The sequence below is a fragment of the Jeotgalibacillus aurantiacus genome, assembly GCF_020595125.1.
Lineage (GTDB): Bacteria > Bacillota > Bacilli > Bacillales > Jeotgalibacillaceae > Jeotgalibacillus > Jeotgalibacillus aurantiacus.
In genome coordinates, this window is sequence record NZ_JACNMS010000007.1 from 36,857 (window position 1) to 54,413 (window position 17,557).

General features: G+C 43.5%; 20 protein-coding genes and 1 pseudogene. 9 read left to right on the plus strand and 12 right to left on the minus strand.

Annotated elements, in window-relative coordinates:
• Nucleotides 1-38: 38 nt before the first annotated feature.
• From H7968_RS16285 to H7968_RS16295, 3 genes are all read right to left on the minus strand, one after another.
• Nucleotides 39-437, minus strand: coding sequence for a PaaI family thioesterase (locus H7968_RS16285; protein WP_227397135.1), 399 nt, complete (start codon nucleotides 435-437; stop codon nucleotides 39-41).
• A gap of 129 nt (nucleotides 438-566) precedes the next feature.
• Nucleotides 567-1,889, minus strand: a complete 1,323-nt coding sequence (locus H7968_RS16290) for a Na+/H+ antiporter family protein (RefSeq protein ID WP_227397136.1) — start codon at nucleotides 1,887-1,889, stop codon at nucleotides 567-569.
• Nucleotides 1,890-2,104: 215 nt separating this feature from the next.
• Nucleotides 2,105-3,613 carry a leucyl aminopeptidase gene (locus H7968_RS16295; protein ID WP_227397137.1) on the minus strand — a complete coding sequence of 503 codons (1,509 nt, stop codon included), beginning with the start codon at nucleotides 3,611-3,613 and terminating at the stop codon, nucleotides 2,105-2,107.
• A gap of 145 nt (nucleotides 3,614-3,758) precedes the next feature.
• On the opposite strand from H7968_RS16295, the gene H7968_RS16300 reads away from it, so the two are divergent.
• Nucleotides 3,759-4,238 carry a divergent PAP2 family protein gene (locus H7968_RS16300; RefSeq protein ID WP_227397138.1) on the plus strand — a complete coding sequence of 160 codons (480 nt, stop codon included), beginning with the start codon at nucleotides 3,759-3,761 and terminating at the stop codon, nucleotides 4,236-4,238.
• A gap of 18 nt (nucleotides 4,239-4,256) precedes the next feature.
• Nucleotides 4,257-5,054, plus strand: coding sequence for an ABC transporter substrate-binding protein (locus tag H7968_RS16305; protein ID WP_227397139.1), 798 nt, complete (start codon nucleotides 4,257-4,259; stop codon nucleotides 5,052-5,054).
• Between the two features lie 55 nt (nucleotides 5,055-5,109).
• Here H7968_RS16305 and H7968_RS18125 read toward each other — a convergent pair whose 3' ends face one another.
• The 5 genes from H7968_RS18125 to H7968_RS16330 all read right to left on the minus strand — a co-directional run bounded on the left by H7968_RS18125 (nucleotide 5,110) and on the right by H7968_RS16330 (nucleotide 9,137).
• Nucleotides 5,110-5,772 carry a 3D domain-containing protein gene (locus tag H7968_RS18125; RefSeq protein WP_319799514.1) on the minus strand — a complete coding sequence of 221 codons (663 nt, stop codon included), beginning with the start codon at nucleotides 5,770-5,772 and terminating at the stop codon, nucleotides 5,110-5,112.
• Nucleotides 5,773-5,941: 169 nt separating this feature from the next.
• Entirely contained in the window at nucleotides 5,942-6,232 is a 291-nt protein-coding gene (locus H7968_RS16315) for a YuiB family protein (protein ID WP_227397212.1), read from the minus strand.
• 334 nt (nucleotides 6,233-6,566) lie between these two features.
• Entirely contained in the window at nucleotides 6,567-6,680 is a 114-nt protein-coding gene (locus tag H7968_RS16320) for a YuiA family protein (RefSeq protein ID WP_227397140.1), read from the minus strand.
• 258 nt (nucleotides 6,681-6,938) lie between these two features.
• Nucleotides 6,939-7,421 carry an NUDIX domain-containing protein gene (locus H7968_RS16325; RefSeq protein WP_227397141.1) on the minus strand — a complete coding sequence of 161 codons (483 nt, stop codon included), beginning with the start codon at nucleotides 7,419-7,421 and terminating at the stop codon, nucleotides 6,939-6,941.
• Nucleotides 7,422-7,922: 501 nt separating this feature from the next.
• Entirely contained in the window at nucleotides 7,923-9,137 is a 1,215-nt protein-coding gene (locus tag H7968_RS16330) for an NAD(P)/FAD-dependent oxidoreductase (RefSeq protein WP_227397142.1), read from the minus strand.
• Nucleotides 9,138-9,447: 310 nt separating this feature from the next.
• Here H7968_RS16330 and H7968_RS16335 point away from each other — a divergent pair, with 310 nt between their 5' ends.
• Nucleotides 9,448-10,443, plus strand: a complete 996-nt coding sequence (locus H7968_RS16335; protein ID WP_227397213.1) for an NAD(P)/FAD-dependent oxidoreductase — start codon at nucleotides 9,448-9,450, stop codon at nucleotides 10,441-10,443.
• 68 nt (nucleotides 10,444-10,511) lie between these two features.
• Entirely contained in the window at nucleotides 10,512-11,159 is a 648-nt protein-coding gene (locus tag H7968_RS16340) for an SDR family oxidoreductase (RefSeq protein WP_227397143.1), read from the plus strand.
• 469 nt (nucleotides 11,160-11,628) lie between these two features.
• On the opposite strand, the gene H7968_RS16345 is transcribed toward H7968_RS16340, so the two are convergent.
• The gene (locus H7968_RS16345) at nucleotides 11,629-11,991 is read right to left on the minus strand and encodes a HesB/IscA family protein (RefSeq protein WP_227397144.1); all 363 of its coding nucleotides are present in this window, start codon (nucleotides 11,989-11,991) and stop codon (nucleotides 11,629-11,631) included.
• A 186-nt stretch (nucleotides 11,992-12,177) separates the two neighbouring features.
• Between H7968_RS16345 and H7968_RS16350 the strand changes: the two genes are divergently transcribed.
• Complete coding sequence (locus H7968_RS16350; RefSeq protein ID WP_227397145.1) at nucleotides 12,178-12,870, plus strand: DUF2225 domain-containing protein; 693 nt, start codon at nucleotides 12,178-12,180, stop codon at nucleotides 12,868-12,870.
• Nucleotides 12,871-13,349: 479 nt separating this feature from the next.
• On the opposite strand, the gene H7968_RS16355 is transcribed toward H7968_RS16350, so the two are convergent.
• On the minus strand, nucleotides 13,350-13,589 hold the full coding sequence (locus H7968_RS16355) for a YuzB family protein (RefSeq protein WP_455023090.1): 240 nt from the start codon (nucleotides 13,587-13,589) through the stop codon (nucleotides 13,350-13,352).
• Nucleotides 13,590-13,830: 241 nt separating this feature from the next.
• Here H7968_RS16355 and H7968_RS16360 point away from each other — a divergent pair, with 241 nt between their 5' ends.
• The 3 genes from H7968_RS16360 (at nucleotide 13,831) to H7968_RS16370 (ending at nucleotide 15,743) form a co-directional block, all read left to right on the plus strand.
• Entirely contained in the window at nucleotides 13,831-14,898 is a 1,068-nt protein-coding gene (locus H7968_RS16360; RefSeq protein WP_227397147.1) for an NAD(P)/FAD-dependent oxidoreductase, read from the plus strand.
• Nucleotides 14,899-15,172: 274 nt separating this feature from the next.
• On the plus strand, nucleotides 15,173-15,487 hold the full coding sequence (locus H7968_RS16365; protein WP_227397148.1) for a hypothetical protein: 315 nt from the start codon (nucleotides 15,173-15,175) through the stop codon (nucleotides 15,485-15,487).
• Between the two features lie 88 nt (nucleotides 15,488-15,575).
• The gene (locus H7968_RS16370) at nucleotides 15,576-15,743 is read left to right on the plus strand and encodes a hypothetical protein (protein ID WP_227397149.1); all 168 of its coding nucleotides are present in this window, start codon (nucleotides 15,576-15,578) and stop codon (nucleotides 15,741-15,743) included.
• 40 nt (nucleotides 15,744-15,783) lie between these two features.
• On the opposite strand, the gene H7968_RS16375 is transcribed toward H7968_RS16370, so the two are convergent.
• Complete coding sequence (locus H7968_RS16375; protein WP_227397150.1) at nucleotides 15,784-16,122, minus strand: YuzD family protein; 339 nt, start codon at nucleotides 16,120-16,122, stop codon at nucleotides 15,784-15,786.
• A 46-nt stretch (nucleotides 16,123-16,168) separates the two neighbouring features.
• On the opposite strand from H7968_RS16375, the pseudogene H7968_RS16380 reads away from it, so the two are divergent.
• A pseudogene (locus H7968_RS16380) lies at nucleotides 16,169-16,461 on the plus strand (NifU family protein).
• 119 nt (nucleotides 16,462-16,580) lie between these two features.
• Here H7968_RS16380 and H7968_RS16385 read toward each other — a convergent pair.
• Nucleotides 16,581-17,540 carry a 2-hydroxyacid dehydrogenase gene (locus H7968_RS16385; protein WP_227397151.1) on the minus strand — a complete coding sequence of 320 codons (960 nt, stop codon included), beginning with the start codon at nucleotides 17,538-17,540 and terminating at the stop codon, nucleotides 16,581-16,583.
• Nucleotides 17,541-17,557: the final 17 nt, after the last annotated feature.

A 17,557-nucleotide genomic window follows, 5' to 3' on the forward strand; every position in this document is an offset into this window, starting at 1 on the left:
TTTAGTGGATATTTTCCACTAAACAGAAAAAGTAAACGTTACTTCTTTTTTGGTACGACTGCAACCGTACATCTGGAAATGCAGATCAGATCTCCTTCCTCATCCACAATTCTGATACTCCAGACCATCGTTGATTTTCCGCTATGTATGACCTCTGCAATTGCCGTAACAACGCCATCCCTTTTTGCTTTAATATGATTGGCATTAATCTCGAGGCCAAAGCAATGGTTATGTTCAAGATCCACAAGCGCGGCTGAACCGACACTCGCTACTGTTTCTGCAAGTGCCACAGATGCTCCACCGTGTAAAAATCCAAACGGCTGATGGGTTCTTCCGTCTACCGGCATTTCCGCAATGACTTTGCCCTTTCCTACTTCCTTCATTTCGATGCCTAAAGCATCCATCAGCGTATGCTGCGCCCAATTTTTCTGATCCATTTCATCGCCTCCTGATCTTATCGTGACGTATTTTTGTGAGTGACGCAAGAAAAACATGAATGACTATTCATAATATCAGGTTTTCCACATAAAAACGGCTCCCTGATCCTCCAGGAAGCCGTTTGATTTTTATAATACCATTGCTGCAATCCAGCCGAATATAATCAGCGGAATGTTGTAGTGGATAAAGGTTGGAACACACGTATCCCAAATATGATTGTGCTGACCATCCGCATTCAAACCTGCTGTTGGCCCAAGCGTACTGTCTGAGGCCGGTGACCCAGCATCTCCAAGCGCACCAGCTGTTCCGATCAAAGCAATTGTAGCGAGCGGGCTGAATCCAAGCTCCAGCGACAGCGGTACAAATAGAACAGCAATAATCGGAACGGTCGCAAACGAGGATCCGATCCCCATCGTCACGACAAGACCGACAACCAGCATTAATAGTGCAGCCAGTGCTTTATTGTCACCAATCACATCAGATGTACTGTTTACAAGGCTGTCAACTGCTCCTGTTTCACCGATTACTTCGGCAAAACCGTTGGCGGAAATCATGACAAATCCAATAAAGGCCATCATCTTCATTCCATCAATCATCAGCTGATCCTGATCAGATAATTTAACTGTTCCTGAGATAAACAGAATCACAAGCCCGACCACTGCACTGAAGACCATAGACTGGAAGATAGACTGAATCACAAGTGCTGCAATGATTGCGATAATCGTAACGATTAGATCCTTTGTGGAAATGACCTTATTAGACATTTCATCAGCAGCTGATATTTTGCGGTTACGATATTCACGAGGCTTCCGGTAGCTGAAAAAGATTGCAATCAGTAAACCAAGTACCATGCCTGAAGTCGGGATGAGCATCGCAAAAGGAATATCACTCATATTAATCGCAAGACCGCTCAGTTCCATATTTGTAGCAATTGTATCATGGAATATTTGTCCAAACCCATATGGCAGCAAAATGTATGGTGCCGTTAATCCGAATGTAATCACTGTTGCAATGAGTCGGCGGTCAATGCCTAACTCATTCATAACAAGTAATAATGGTGGAATTAATAACGGGATAAAAGCAATATGCACTGGAACAACATTTTGAGATAGACATGAGATGAACAGAATCGCCAGAATGATTAAAACTCTTGGCAGAACCTGTTCACGTGCTTCTCCTTTCCTGCTGACCATCTTGATAATCTTATCCACCATCAGTTTAGGTAAACCTGTATAAGAAATCGCTACGGCAAAGCCACCGAGTAATGCATAGCTCAGGGCAATATTCGCACCGCCACCAACTCCTTCTGAAAATACAGCAACTGTCTCTTCAACGGATAAACCGCCTGCAAGTCCACCGACTGCCGCACCGGCAATCAGCGCAATCACTACATTTACACGAAGGAGACTTAAAATAAGCATAACTAAAACCGCTATAATAACAGCATTCATGTATAAAATCTCCTCTAACGATAAGTTCTTTACTCTGCTAAACAGGTAACGTATTAAAACACCTTTAAAACCATACCAACTCAAGGTTTATCTGTCAACGCTTCAACAGAAAGTCTAATTTGCGTGAAAATTTTAAAGAATGGACCGGCACGCTTACGATCCGCCAAATTAAAAAAGCCGGAACACAAAACATGTGTCCCGGCCTTTCAACTTGATTATTCGTTATCTAACAAAAACTGCTCCGTCAGTAACGCCAGCGTTCTGGCCATGACACCCGTCGCTCCGGCCGGCCCTAATGAATGTGGCGCTTTTGTTGTTGCTGTTCCGGCAATATCAAGGTGAACCCACGGTGTTCCTTCTGTGAACTCCCCGATAAACGCGCCTGCAAACAACGCATGCCCATCACGGCCTGGTGAATTATTCAAATCAGCGACCGGACTGTTGCGAACACGCTTGCGATCTCCTTCAGTGTACGGCAGCTGCCAGATAAACTCTCCCGCCTCAGCAGACGCTTCCAGCACCTTTTCAAAGAAAGGCTCATTATTGGTCAGTGCCCCTGTCTTATCAAGACCGAGCGCTACGATGACACCGCCTGTAAGTGTCGCAACATCAACGAGATAATCGGCTCCATGCTGTTTTGCATACGTGACGGCATCTGCAAGCACAAGCCTGCCTTCAGCGTCCGTATTCAGAATTTCGATCGTTTTTCCGCTGAGGGACGTAATGACATCATCCGGTTTAAATGCGGTATGGCTGACCATATTATCTGTTGCAGCAATGACAGCCATCACGTTCTGCTCAGGCTGCAGACGGCCAATGATCTCCATTGCACCAAGAACGGCTGCCGCTCCACCCATATCTGCCTTCATGCCGACAATGCCATCCTTCGGTTTGATTGAATAGCCGCCTGTATCAAACGTAATTCCTTTTCCGACAAGGGCAAGTACGTCTTTCCACTCTTCTTTTCCTTTATGCTTCAGAACAATCATTCTCGGCGGGATTTCAGAGCCCTGATTCACCGCTAAAAGCGCACCCATTCCAAGTGATTCAATTTCCTCTTTGCCAAGAATCTCTGCCTCAAAGCCGTGGCGGTCCGCAAGCTCCTGTGCGTACTCCGCCATTTTGACTGCGGTTAATAGATTGGACGGCATATTGACAAGTGTACGGGCTTCGTTTGTCCCGATTGCCATTGCTTCTCCAACTTCCAGCGCCGCCTGTAATTCCTGAGCATCGTGATTGGAATAAATCGTGATGTTTTCAAGCCTTACATCCGCTACATTTGGCTTCTTTTTATATCCTTCAAATTCATATCCACCAAGGATCAGACCTTCTGATAAAGCCTGAGCTGCATCCGTAGCATCCACTTCATCCGTTGTAAATGAATCAAGTGCGATCGCAAGCGTATTGACCTTTTTCTTTTTCAGCTCTTTCGCAAGTGATCCAAACGCTTCCCGTAATAAATCAAACGTCAGCTTATTTTCTTTACCAAGACCTAAAAACACAACCCGTTTAGATTCAAGCGAACCAAGTGTCGGGAGAAAAGAAACGGCTTTCTTTTTTGTCTCGATGTCCCCTTCTTTAATGAGGTCAGTTAATTTACCTTCAAGAGCCTGATCAAGCTCTTTTGTAAATCCCTCAACCGTCGGGCGGTTCCAGACCGCAGTCAGCAGATAATCGTGCTGTGTGTTTAAAACTTCTTCTGTATTATGTATTGTCCATTTCATTAAAAAACACCTCCATTGTTAAGTATACGTTAAATATCTGTTTATTTCGAATAACGTGTGAACCATTGTCCGGCAAAGCTTTAAAATGTGTTATAATTTCAACAAAACTGTCGATTCCGGCCGCTAGAGAGGAATGAAACACTTCATGGAAATCTTCACTAACTTCCCCCTCTGGGCATCCTTATTCGCTATTATATTTGCCCAGGTCGTCAAGGTGCCGATCCAATTCATTGCTTCACGCAAGGTGGACTGGTCACTTGTCACATCAACTGGCGGTATGCCGAGCTCTCACTCTGCTGCCGTTACCGCACTTGCGACTGGAATTGCACTTGAATCAGGTCTTGCTTCGCCTATCTTCGCCCTGGCCACTGTTTTTGCAATTATCACGATGTTTGATGCAACCGGTGTGCGCTTTCAGGCTGGAGAGCAGGCAGCCGTGATTAACCAGCTGATGAGAGATTTCAACAAGCTCGTATCAGAGGCAAAAGGCTGGCAGAAAAAAGATGAAGAGGAAAAGAGAAAAGAATTAAAAACACTTCTTGGACATAAGCCGATTGAGGTTTTCTTCGGGGGTTTAACGGGAATTCTTCTGACACTGCTGCTTCATTATTTATTATCACTGTAAAAAGGACGTGCCTGGCTCATGAAAATCGTTTCACTTTGTCCGAGTAATACTGAACTGGTGGAAGCACTTGGACTGACAGAATCATTAATCGCAGTCGATGACTATTCTGATTTTCCGGAATCGGTTCGAACGCTCCCGAAGCTTGGACCGGATCTGTCTATCAATATTGATCTGGTAGAATCGCTTCAGCCTGATCTCGTATTATCTTCGCTGAGTGTCCCGGGCATGGAAAAGAATATTGAGGAGCTTGATCGCAGGGGGATTCCCCATACGATTTTCAACCCTCAGAGCATAGCTGATATGAAAGAAGACCTTCTGACACTGGGCAAGCTGACCGGAGCAGAGGAGCGTGCATTGAAGGTGTGTCAGGATATAGAAGATGTATTAACCGAATGTAAAAGGATCAGCGCACAGCTTACTGAAAAGCCCTCACTTTATTGGGAGTGGTGGCCAAATCCGATTTTCACACCAGGCAGCGTCAACTGGCTGACCGAGATCAGTGAGCTGGCAGGTGCCAGTAATGTGTTTCAGGATGTGGGGCTGGCAAGTGTGCAGACCGACTGGAATGACGTGTGTCTTCGCAACCCTGACCATATCTGCCTGGCATGGGTAGGTGTTCAGACAAGCCGTGTAAATCCTGCCGTTATCAAAAAACGCCCCGGTTCATCAGAACTGGATGCGGTAAAAGAGAACCGCATTCATATTCTTGAAGAAGAATTATACTGCCGGCCATCACCACGTTTGATAGAAGGTTTAATTAAACTGGGTAAGCTGTTACATCCGGAAGCTTACGACCATCTAGAATCTCCTTATTAAAAAATAAAAGAGCCGGAAACCTTTCAATATTTGAACGGTTTCCGGCTCTTTTCAGTCAGGCACCCTGATTCAATTTATGAAGTTCCTCTTCGGTAAAGGTTCCATCGCCTTCTTTTAACACATAGACTTCAACCTTCTGCTTACCCCACTCATTAAATACTTCATCTACAGTATCATAATACAGATCAATAATATTACCTTTAATTGCGCTGCCTGTATCCGCTACAACGCCATAGCCATAGCCGGGAATATATAAAATCGATCCAATCGGGAATACTTTCGGGTCAGCTGCAATGGTAGAATAGTGATCTCGTGTTACCTCAACACCTGAAAACGTAATACCATAAAGCGGATCTCCGGGATTTTTACCCGTAGATTCCTCACCGGCTGTATAACCCGTTGCAGTAACAACCTTTTTAGGGTTGTCCTTTACGTGTCGCGGGATCACCTTGTCCTCAGATGAAGCAAGCTTTGACGCGATAAACGTTGAAGCTGTATCATTCTGAACCAGCCTTTTTGACTCAAGTGATACCGTCCGGTTTTCCAAAAGACGCAGATCTTCAACAAGCGGCAGCTGTGCCTCTGCAATATATTCCGGAGGTTCAATCCTCCAGGAAGATTCATAGGCTGCCTTTGTATCATTCACAAATAACAAGGAGATTACCCCTGCTAATAATACAAAAGCAGCGCTTCTAAACAGATTTATATTAACTTTCACTACTTCCACTCCTTCCAATGTGTCCTTTTCCCCACGTTTCCACACTTTAATCATTTTATTTTTTGGAAACATGATATATGCCTGGAAAAAGATCTGACAGAAGTGAGCTCATCAAGAAAAATCCAAATTGACTGACAATTAAAAAAGCTCCTCGTATCCCGGGGAGCTTTTAGAACATTCGGTAACCCTGCTTACGAAGCCACATCATCACAAGTCCTGCAATGATCGCTCCAGCCATACCGCTTGATAATATTAAAATGTCCGCTGTTGCCAGCGAGGTAAATCGGTCACCAAGTGCTGTAAAAGATTCTCCAGGCGCACGGAAATATTCGATAAAGCGAACTTCATCGACAATTAAAATGGTAATAACCGGATAAATCACTGCCATGATCCAGGTCATGCGCAGAAGCATATTTAAAAGAAATCCAATCCCGAAAAACAGGACCAGAAACAACAGCATTGAAATTAATAATTCAGCCAATCCAAATGATTCCAAAAAGAGACACCTCCACATTCACTAAAACAGTGTACCTTATTTCCTACACGGGTGCAATGCTGCATGTGGAAGGTTCGATTAGATGACACAAATGAATGGAGTTACTTCTCTTTAGTTTGCATATGTTGAAAATCGTGCCGTGTCATTTCTTCGCTTTACTTTGTCTAGCTGAGGCGACTACGGAATGACCAGGCACTAATGAAGTTTACTTTGACTAATCGGTTATATTAAAAATCCAATGATGTTTTAGAAAACATATTCAAAATAAAAAGCGGATGCGCGATGCATCCACTTTTCTTTATTTTTTACCGTTACCGCCACAGCTCGGGCAAGTTTCAGATCCGCCGAGACGAAGCTGAAAATAACCTTGACCTGAACAGTAGTCGCACGTTTTATTTGAACGTTTTTTCATGGGAAGCACCCTCTCTTGTGTTGTGTTGAGAGTACTATAGCACGGGCTGTTCATGACTGAAAAGCAGCAAAATCAGCGAAAAAAGCCCATGTAAGCGAATACATAACCTCCAAACGCCCTTTTTCTTTAATTATCAGAAAATTTAGAAGGTTGTATAAATTTCATGGAATGTTCACATTCAATGTCAAAAATCATTCATAAACGAATAAGGAAACAACCGCTATATATCTCATAAGCTTTTACACGTTTAAGTGAGTATCAGAAAAATAGATGATACGTGGTGTAGCCGAATTGCGCGCCAGGATCTGAATTGCGATTGATTTCGAGTGTAGCGGCTTCTTCATGATCAATCATGACGGGGATCATGGAAGAGACGTCCGGATGGTTTCTGAGATCTTTTTTGGGGATCCAGGCGGCTTCCTCAATTTCTTCAGCCGGGACCTGCAAAGACTGATTTTCGTCGCGGGCTTTCATGATGAAAATGATCATGTTATCACTGATGGTTTCTTTCAGAACACCACTGCGGAATCCACCTACCTTGATCACGTCTGCGATAATGCCCGTTTCTTCTCTGACTTCCCGCACGGCAGCCTGGTCAGCTGTTTCCCCCTGGTCCACAAAACCGGCCGGGATGGACCATTTTCCTTTTAATCCGCCGTATTTCTTTTTAACAACGAGCCATTCGCCTTTACTGTTTTCTATGAGTCCGGCTGCGCCGAGCCATACGTTGCCTCTTTTCATGGGGATCCTCCTCTTTAAATGGGTGAAGCCGGACCGGCCACACCCTGCGCTTTCCGTGGCCGGGCGGTGAACCCGCCTGCGCTTCGCGCCGTCGGTTTCACCTGTCCCTTTCCGCCACAGGAGTCTCCGGGTGTGGCCGGTCCTCTTTATAAGATGAATTGGTCATACAATCAATCTTACATGCTTTTGGTTGAATTTCAATCAGGATTACAGAATGTTTTTGGGAGGAACTTCTGTTAACTGGTGGTGGAGTGGCAAATCGACGGAAAGATTGCCTCTAACGACAGAAACACAGCGGCTATTCACATTTTCATCGCTCCTATCAACATTTCTCGTCAGGATAGCGACATTAAGATCCAACCTAAGAATGCAATCAACAGATTTAATCCTGCTAACAACAATAATTGAGCCTGTTCCGACAAATTTTTCTGTCCGATCGACAGTTCTGCGCAACCCCCAAAAAAGGGACAGCCGATCGGCTGTCCCTTTTTGATCTATCTATTATAGTACGTTAAGTTTACCTTTTTTGAATACAAGTCCAGGTCCGCCGATGATGTAAAGGGCACGGTTATCGATGACCTTTTTCATGAATGCAGCCTGTTTACCTGTGATTTTGCGGCCGAATACTTCACCAATCGCTTCTTTTTCACCAAGAGAACATACTGTTCCTTTAAGGTCTGGTGAGAATGGCTCAAGCTCGTCACCTTTTGCTAATGCGACAAGGTTGTGTGCTGTGTGAGCACCCTGCTGCATGGCGATTTGAGCTGTTGGTGGGTATGGACGGTCGTTCTCAGGATTGATCATGAGTGCGCAGTCTCCAACGATGAATACGTTGTTGTGACCTGGCGCACGAAGGTCTGCATCAACCTTGATACGTGCACGCATGTTGTCAAAGCCTGCTTTTTCGATGATTGGGTTTCCGCGGACACCCGCTGCCCAAACAACTGTTTGTGCTTTAATTTCTTCGAAAGTATCTTCGCCTTTTTTGATTTTAACGCCTTCTGGAGTTGCTTCTACAACCGGCGTGCCGATTGAGAATTCAATTCCTTTGCTTTCAAGGTAAGAAACAGCGTAATCAACAAGCTCTTTATCGAAGCCTGGCAGTACCATTGGCGCAGCCTCTACGCAAAGAACGCGAACGGCTTTCGGATCGATATCATATTCTTCACAAAGCTCAGGGACACGGTCAGCAAGCTCACCAAGGAACTCGATGCCTGTAAATCCAGCACCACCGACTACGATCGTCAGTCTTGAAGGATCTTTTGTTTCTTCAAGGCTGTATGTTGAGAATTGATATTCGATGTGGTCACGGATCTGACGGGCTGCCTTAATGTTGGCAATAGAGAATGCGTGCTCCTTCAGACCAGGAATGCCGAATGTTTCGCCTTCGAATCCTAAGCCGACTACAAGGTAGTCATACGCAATTTCAGAGCGGTCAGTAATAACCTTTTGTGCTTTTGTATCAATGTTTTCAACTGTTGCTTTTACAAAGTTTACTTTACCTTTGTTAATAACGCCGTCGATGTCGTAGCGTACTTTGTCATGGTGCATCGTACCAGCAGATGCTTCGTGTAACCATGTTGTTTCGTAATGGTAGTCATTCTTGTTTACAAGAATGATATCCATATCATCCGGATTAACTAGCTTCTGAAGTTTCGTGACAACGGATAAACCGCCATATCCTGCTCCTAAAACAACCACTGTTGGTCTTTTCAATTGGATCACTTCCACCTTTTTAATTTGAGATTACGATGCGATTAAGGCAGCAACGCATGCCTGAACATAAAGATTGTGAAATTCTTCACGAAAGAGAACATCATACGTGTAGTAACAATTCTTGTCTTTCACTATCATATTCTTTTTTTGTCACATTTTCAAGTTATTCAACGGAAATCAGAAAACTTTGTCAATACTGTTTCATCCAAAAGTCTGAAATATGTTTGAACGGAGTACCGGAATACATGTCAAAAGCCTGTGTGTGATACACTACAGGCAAGTTGAGAGATTGTTTGGAGGGATTATGGTGATGAAAGAAGATACTGTTGTTTACGATATTACGGTCATCGGCGGCGGTCCTGTCGGGTTGTTCACAGCTTTTTACGGAGGGATGCGCCAGGCAAGTGTAAAACTGATCGAAAGTCTTCCGCACCTGGGTGGTCAGCTGACAGCTCTCTATCCGGATAAATATATTTATGATGTAGCCGGGTTTCCAAAAGTAAGAGCTCAGGAGCTCGTTGATAATCTGACTGAGCAGATGAGCCGGTTTGATACGGAGATCCGTTTAAGTCAGGAGGTTGTAAATGTTGAAAAGCGTGAGGATGGCGTCTTTATTTTAACAACAAATGAGGAAGTTCACTATTCACGCACGATCATTATTACAGCTGGAAATGGTGCGTTTCAGCCAAGAAAGCTCGACCTCGATGGATTACATGATTTTGAAGAAAAAAATCTTCATTATTATATCGATAACCTTGACCAATTTAAAGGGAAAAACGTGGTGTTACTTGGTGGCGGGGATTCCGCAGTTGATTGGGCGCTGATGCTCGAACCTGTAGCAGATACGGTAACACTTGTTCACCGTCGGGATTCGTTCCGTGCACACGAACACAGTGTTGAGCAGCTCAAAAATTCTTCGGTCAATGTCGTCACGCCATATGTGCCGGTCGGCTATCAGACGATGAACGATTATCTTCAGTCGCTGACAATACAAAAGGTACGCGAAGAGGATACTATGACGATTGACCTTGATCACCTTGTTGTTAATTACGGCTTCATTTCAAGTCTTGGTCCGATCAAAACGTGGAATCTCGATATTGAGAAAAATTCCATTGTCGTCAATTCAAGAATGGAAACTAATATACCGGGCATTTATGCTGCGGGCGATATTTGCACGTATGATGGCAAGGTCAGACTGATTGCCGCAGGCTTTGGCGAAGCGCCAACTGCCGTTAACAATGCCAAGGCATCCATAGATCCGAAAGCACGTGTCCAGCCTATGCATAGTACGTCTATGTTCAGCTGATCCGTTTATTCCCTCCCAATCCGGGTACGTTACACATAGGACCTACAATAATTGGGAGAGTGATTACGATGCATGTATTAGTAATTGGAGCAAATGGTACAACAGGACAAATGGTTGTTCAAAAACTGGCTGAAAGTGACCAGCATCTTGTCAAAGCAATGGTGCGTAAAACCGAGCAGGCACCAAAAATGGAAGAGCTCGGCGCACGTCCGATCATTGCGGATCTGGAAAAGGATTTTGATTATGCACTTGAGGATGTTAACGCAGTGATTTTTGCTGCGGGATCCGGTCCCAATACAGGCATGGATAAAACAACGTCAGTAGATGAAGAAGGCGCTAAAAAAGCAGTGGATTATGCCAAAGCTAAAGGAATCGAACGATTTATTATGCTCAGTTCCGTCGGCGCAGACGACCCTTCAGTCGCAGCGGATAATGAAACCTTCCACCATTATTTAAAAGCTAAGCACAATGCTGATGAACATCTGAAGGCGAGCGGTTTAAATTATACAATCGTACGTCCAGGCGCATTAACGGATGACAGCGCTAAGGGAACGATTACTGCGGCCGCAAAACTCGATTCGCACGACGGAGACATTACGCGTGAAGATGTGGCAACAGTATTGGTTGAAGCGATTTTATATGAGAACCTTCATAATAAATCATTTGAGATGGTGAATGGTGAACATCCGATTGATCAAGCACTTTCTTCTATTTAAAAGTAAAACCCTATTCGGATTTTGGATTTGGATAGGGTTTTACTATATATTAACCGTGCCGGGTCATTCCTTCGCTTTCCTTTGTCTAGCTCCGGCGACTAGCCCCTCGAGGTCATAAGTCAAAGCTGAACGAGGGTATAAGGCAACCCTCTTTTCATCTTCGCCTTATGCTTGTCGGGGCTGGACGAGTCGCCTCCGCTTTTCCAAGGCCGCGCGGTGAGCCAGCTAATGCTCCGCATTACGCTGTCTCACCTGTCGCTTCTCTGCCGCAGGAGTCTACGGAATGACCCGGCACTAATTATGTAAATTCATAAGTAGTTCATTTTAAGTCGGACTGAAAGTATTTTAGAATGCCATAAATAATAAATTTCATTTATTAATAAGCAGGTTCCAACAAATGATATGATCATTCATTAGACTAATGATATTCAAAAGAAAAACCCATCCTCAGCAAGGATAGGGTTTTTGTTTAACAGTTTTCAGGCGTTCCTGCCTTGGTTGCGGTTCTGAAAGATGATCCGCAGCCGCATGATGCAATGGCGTTCGGATTCTCAATTGTAAATCCTCCACCCATTAATGACTGCTTATAATCGATCTCCGTTCCATTTAAAATCGGCGCATCTTCTTTCTTGATCAGTACAGTGATTCCATGATGAGCTTCCTGCTGATCCTCATCTGTTACTTCATGCTCAAATCCCATGCCATAAGATAATCCACTGCAACCGCCGCCTTTAACGGCAACTCTTAAAAAGGCATTCTGCTCTTCAGCCTGCTCCATCATATCTTTTACCTGAAGCGCTGCAGCTTCTGATAATTTAATCACGTTTGCCATTTCAGCACCTCCTACGTTTATCGCTGATTTAAGTATAGCGTGTCCGGGTATTCTCCTCAACCATTTCAACTTGCGAAAGAATTGCAAATATGGTTTCTAAAGACCTATTAAAGGGGTATAATAATAAGTATCTTGAACTACCAAATTGAATCTTAAGTGATCATTTAACTAATTGAGGTGACAAAAATGGAATTAACACCTTTGTACTCAAAAAAAATAAAATGTGGATTATGTGCGGCTCAATTTGAAACGACCAAAATCAGAGGCCGCTTTGTCAGAGTAAAGGAACACGATACCGACTTAATGCCTGTCTACGAAAACCCTGAAATTAATCCAAGCCTTTATCACGTCCATATCTGTCCCGATTGCGGATACGCTTTTACAGATGATTCCGCTCCTTACTTCCCTCCCGGTGCGCGTGAAGAAATTGATGCCAAAATCACAAAGCGATGGAGCGGTCAGGATTTTTCTGGAGAGCGATCGATTTCGGATGCAATCAAAGCTTACAAGCTTGCTGTGTATACAGGAACACTCAAAAAAGAAAAAAGCATTACCATGGCCGGATTATACCTGAGGCTTTCCTGGCTGTATCGTGAATTAGGTAATGTCGAGCAGGAGAAACGTTTTCAGCGACTGGCTCATGCAAATTACCAGGACTCCTACTCCAAGGAAGACTATGCAGGCACTCAAATGTCAACAGAGCGGATTCTGTACATTCTGGCAGAACTATCCCTTCGTCTTGGCGAAGAAGATCAGGCAACCCGCTACTTCTCAAAAATCATTGAAAAACAGCACAGCTCAACCGAACCGAAAATGGTCAAAATGGCTAAAGACCGCTGGCAGGCGCATCGGGAACAAAAACAAATGCAATCGAGTTAAAAGTGACTGCATATCAATCTTAGCAGCATACAATCCTTCTCTTTCATGATTCCGGAGGAGGATTTTTTTATGTTAAAACCTCTCAGTTCATGTTTGCAAACGAATGTCCAGGAGGAACCAATCATCTATCGACTCATTTAATGCTAGTATCAACAACTTGATAATAGCTATCAACACCATTTGGGAGTCTATCAACATAAAAATAAAGACTTAATGGTTTATTCCATAACCTATACACTACTGCGAACTGAAGATAATTCCAATGATGTTTTATTTATCTCTCTCCTAATATAAAGAGGTTATACATATTTAGAGGGCTGGACTCACCCGAAGACTCCTGTGGCAGAGAAGCGACAGGTGAGACAACGTAGCGCGAAGCGCAAGTTGGCTCACCGCGCGGCCGCGGAAAGCGAAGGGTGAGTCCAGCCCGGCTTCAAATTAAAAACGGACCTTCATCAGGCCCGTTCATCAAAACGCATTTAAAACATCGGATTCTCTTCCAAATACGTATAAATCTCATCCACCAGCTCTTTTGGCGAATCAGCCTCCACAATATCCCCGTTCACCAGTGCAAAGTGCGACGCCGCACAAATTCCGCAATAACCGAGACACCCATACTCGATCACATCCAGATTCGGATCCCGCTCAAGCGCCTCCAGTGCCTCCTGAGAACCACTTGCAAGATTACTGATACAAAATTCTATTATTGGTTTCATTATATTCACCTCTACCTGTAGTCAAATGTAACTTTTTTCTCAAAAAACGTCAACGATTGGTGCTTGTCCATTCTTCTGTCATTTTGACAAGTTTGTGAAAGAATTCTCTTATAATGATTGTACATTGTTCTCTATTCCGCTATACTTTTTAGTGAATGAAAACGTTATGATAAAACGTAATGTGCGAATTAATCATCCTATTGAAAGTGCTTACTATACGTTTATTGCAAAGAGAGGGCTATTCATGAAACACTTAGTATTATTGGGTGGAGGCTATGGGAACATGCGGGTTTTACTCCGTCTGTTACCTGATAAGCTTCCAGAAGACGTAACGATTACATTAATCGACCGGACACCTTATCACTGTCTGAAAACAGAATATTATGCGCTTGCTGCGGGAACCGTTTCAGATACTGAAATCCGGGTTGGCTTTCCAGAGCATGAGCGCCTTCATTTAAAATACGGAAAAGTAACTGAGATCAACACAGTTGACAGTAAGGTTATTCTTGGAGATGGATCTGAGGTTGAATACGATGATCTGATAGTCGGACTTGGCTGTGAAGATAAGTATCACAACGTTCCGGGAGCAGATGAATTCACGTACAGTATTCAATCGATCCAGCAATCAAGAGCTACCTATGAAAAGCTCTCCAACCTTCCATCCGGATCAGTGGTTGGTGTTGTTGGAGCAGGACTGAGTGGAATTGAACTGGCAAGTGAATTGCGCGAAAGCCGTTCAGATCTGACCATTAAACTGTTCGATCGTGGTGAACGGATTCTGCCCGCGTTCCCTCAGCGACTGAGTAACTATGTACAAAAATGGTTTGATGCCAACAATGTAGAAGTTGTCAGCAAATCCAACATCACGAAAGTAGAACCAACCATGCTGCACAATCACGAAGAATCGATTCCTGTTGATGTGTGTGTATGGACAGCCGGTATCCAGCCTGTTGAAGTAGTACGTAACCTGCCTGGTGAAAAAGATTCATCGAATCGCGTCGTATTATCCCAATACCACAACCTTCCTGACAATGAACACGTCTATGTTGTAGGAGACTGCGCAAGCCTTCCGTTTGCCCCAAGTGCTCAGCTTGCGGAAGAACAAGCTGAACAAATTGTAGACGTTCTTCTCACACGCTGGAAAGGCGGCACATTGCCAGCAGAAATGCCAAAGATCAAACTCAAAGGCTTTATGGGATCTCTCGGAAAGAAACAAGGCTTTGCCTATCTTGCCGACCGGACCATCACAGGCCGCATCGCCCGCCTCTTAAAATCAGGCGTGCTGTGGATGTATAAATATCATAATGGTTAATTATAACAAAACACGCTCACTCCTTTTGAGCGTGTTTTTATTTGTCTCTAAGCTCACGATATTTTTAATAAGCTCATCAAATAGTCACTGAAAGCGTAGGATGAGTCCGGACCGGTTTTAAAAATCACTTCCCGTAAAAGTTTTTATCATTAATAGAGAATAAATATACAAAATGAGTTTTATTTTAACAAACTGAGGGAATTAAAATTAAGTATATTGACCTAAAATAAAAATAAAATTAAAACTATATACCCTAAATAGGATGGTGAAAAAGATGAATTATACTGAGCCTGAGTTAAAAGAAGCGCTTATCCGTTTTGACAAACTGTTACGAACGTGTCCCGATCGAAACGAGAATGTCCTTGCTTACAAACAGTTTATCACCTCATTCCTGCGTGTAAAAACGAAGAATCTGACCCTCCCGACCTCAGAAATTATGTCTGTAATTCAGCATGAAAGGCCTTCAACCTTCTATCTGCTGAAAAAAAGTATGAGTTATGATCCTACCTTTGAGCTATTAACGAATATTGATTTGAATTATGAAATGGCAAGTCTCCATTTATCTGCAATCAAAGAGCACCTTTCCTGAACATCGCACATTCACAGCCGACTATTTCTTAATAAATACTGGAAAGCCAGTATACTGAAACCATCTTAATTTACAGGTGGTGGTGAATATGTCTTTACTTCCTTTCCATGAACGATATAACCTGGTTGAGGTTCCAGAGGATTATGAAAATACGAGTGATGACCATATCGTCATGCGCGATGAGCATAATACGTGTTATTTATGCGAAAAGAAAGACGTGGATATTTTAAAGGGACTGAATTTTAAAGAGCTTTAATCAAAAAATCCTTACCCGCCGGTCTGCGGGTAAGGATTTTTTATTTCACTTGTGGAGCCGCTTCAAATCCATATTTCTCAAGTTCTTTATAGACCGCTTTCAACCTTGGATTTCCTTCTCCAACAATCTCATCCTCCACCAGTACAACAGGGTAGAATAAATCCTCTTCCCAGACTTTTTGGACAAAGGCTGCTTTTTTTGGATCCTCATGCTCTGTATTTAAATCGACGTAATCCATTTTAAATGTTTGTCCCGGGAATTTTCTCCCGATCGCGGCTTCAAGCCACTCATAAGTTTCTTTTGATGACGGTGCGCCAACGCAGCTTGCGCAGATGGTTTCAGCACCATATACAGTGATCGTAACGGGTTGTTGTGACATTCAAATCAGCCCTTTCATTTCATTGAGAATCAATTGATAAAGATCAATGGATTTTTTTTGTTATCCTTATTATAATAGAAGACAGGAAGGGAGTCGATTCGAATGACAGAAGTAGAAATGAAAGATTCAGTTCAAGAGGTACTTGATAAACTTCGTCCATTCCTTCTTCGTGATGGCGGGGACTGTGAACTCGTTGATGTGGAAGATGGAATCGTTAAATTGAGACTTCTTGGCGCATGTGGTACATGCCCAAGTTCAACGATCACGCTGAAGGCTGGTATTGAGCGTGCTCTATTAGAAGAAGTACCTGGCGTTGTAGAAGTAGAACAAGTATTTTAATACACCGTGCCTGATCATTCCTGCGCTTTCAGTGAAATCGTGGAATTGATCGGGTACTTTTTAATTTTCACTGAAACTTAAAAAGGTGGTGAACCAATTTCCCGGTTCACCACCTTTTATTATTTCACTTCAGTTAAAGCCTTTTTCCCCTGAAGCACTGCTGCAATGTTATCCGATGCAAGCTTCATCATCGTCAGGCGTGTTTCTCTGGAGGCGCTGCCGATATGCGGGATGGCGACTACATTTTTCATGCTGAGAAGCGGATGGTCAGCACTGATTGGTTCTTTTTCAAACACATCAAGTGCTGCTCCGGCAATTTCACCGGTTTGCAGTGCTTCGATCAACGCCTGTTCGTCCACTGTTGTACCACGGCCTGCATTAACAAAAAACGCAGACTTCTTCATTAAGGCAAATTCCTTCTTACCCATCATCTGCTTTGTTTCTTCTGTAAAAGGAGCAAGCATCACAACATAATCAGATTCCTTCAGCAGTTCTTCAAGAGAAACGTGTTTAGCGTTAAATCGTTGTTCCGCCTCAGATTTTCTGGACCGCGTATGATAAAGCACATCCATATTAAATCCTTTGGCCCGTTGCGCGACGGCTTGTCCAATACTTCCCATTCCGATAATCCCGATCGTCTTATGATGAATATCAGTTCCCGCAAGCAGATAAGGGGACCATGACGTCCACTTTCCCTGCTTTACATACTCAGCAGCCTCCGTGATTCTCCTGCCGACAGCCATGATCAGTGAAAATGTCAGATCCGCTGTTGTATCCGTCAGAACATCAGGTGTATTCGTAACAATGACGCCTGCCTTTTTTGCAGCATCGAGATCGATGTTGTCATATCCGACTGCAAGGTTTGCCACTACTTCCAAATGTGGAGCCGCATCAAAAATCTCCTGATCAATTTTGTCAGATAACATCGTGAGAAGTGCATGACTGTCTTTTACCTGGTGAAGTAATTCATCTTTCGGTACAGCCGTATCTTCCTTGTTCCAAACCTGTACATCAAATCGCTCCTTTAATTGATCAATCACCTGATCATCAATTTTACGGGTAATATAAATCTTTTTCATGTCATACACTCCTCGCT

Bases quoted from the DNA above. Each gene is read 5' to 3' on its own strand.
- H7968_RS16385 (WP_227397151.1), bottom strand. From the start codon at position 17,540: ATGAAAAAGATTTATATTACCCGTAAAATTGATGATCAGGTGATTGAT.
- H7968_RS16335 (WP_227397213.1), top strand. From the start codon at position 9,448: ATGAAAGAAGATACTGTTGTTTACGATATTACGGTCATCGGCGGCGGT.
- H7968_RS16295 (WP_227397137.1), bottom strand. From the start codon at position 3,613: ATGAAATGGACAATACATAATACAGAAGAAGTTTTAAACACACAGCAC.
- H7968_RS16360 (WP_227397147.1), top strand. From the start codon at position 13,831: ATGAAACACTTAGTATTATTGGGTGGAGGCTATGGGAACATGCGGGTT.
- H7968_RS16325 (WP_227397141.1), bottom strand. From the start codon at position 7,421: ATGAAAAGAGGCAACGTATGGCTCGGCGCAGCCGGACTCATAGAAAAC.
- H7968_RS16365 (WP_227397148.1), top strand. From the start codon at position 15,173: ATGAATTATACTGAGCCTGAGTTAAAAGAAGCGCTTATCCGTTTTGAC.
- H7968_RS16350 (WP_227397145.1), top strand. From the start codon at position 12,178: ATGGAATTAACACCTTTGTACTCAAAAAAAATAAAATGTGGATTATGT.
- H7968_RS16290 (WP_227397136.1), bottom strand. From the start codon at position 1,889: ATGAATGCTGTTATTATAGCGGTTTTAGTTATGCTTATTTTAAGTCTC.
- H7968_RS16285 (WP_227397135.1), bottom strand. From the start codon at position 437: ATGGATCAGAAAAATTGGGCGCAGCATACGCTGATGGATGCTTTAGGC.
- H7968_RS16315 (WP_227397212.1), bottom strand. From the start codon at position 6,232: ATGCTGTTGTTTCTGGTCCTGTTTTTCGGGATTGGATTTCTTTTAAAT.
- H7968_RS16305 (WP_227397139.1), top strand. From the start codon at position 4,257: ATGAAAATCGTTTCACTTTGTCCGAGTAATACTGAACTGGTGGAAGCA.
- H7968_RS16370 (WP_227397149.1), top strand. From the start codon at position 15,576: ATGTCTTTACTTCCTTTCCATGAACGATATAACCTGGTTGAGGTTCCA.
- H7968_RS16320 (WP_227397140.1), bottom strand. From the start codon at position 6,680: ATGAAAAAACGTTCAAATAAAACGTGCGACTACTGTTCAGGTCAAGGT.
- H7968_RS16375 (WP_227397150.1), bottom strand. From the start codon at position 16,122: ATGTCACAACAACCCGTTACGATCACTGTATATGGTGCTGAAACCATC.
- H7968_RS16300 (WP_227397138.1), top strand. From the start codon at position 3,759: ATGGAAATCTTCACTAACTTCCCCCTCTGGGCATCCTTATTCGCTATT.
- H7968_RS16340 (WP_227397143.1), top strand. From the start codon at position 10,512: ATGCATGTATTAGTAATTGGAGCAAATGGTACAACAGGACAAATGGTT.
- H7968_RS16345 (WP_227397144.1), bottom strand. From the start codon at position 11,991: ATGGCAAACGTGATTAAATTATCAGAAGCTGCAGCGCTTCAGGTAAAA.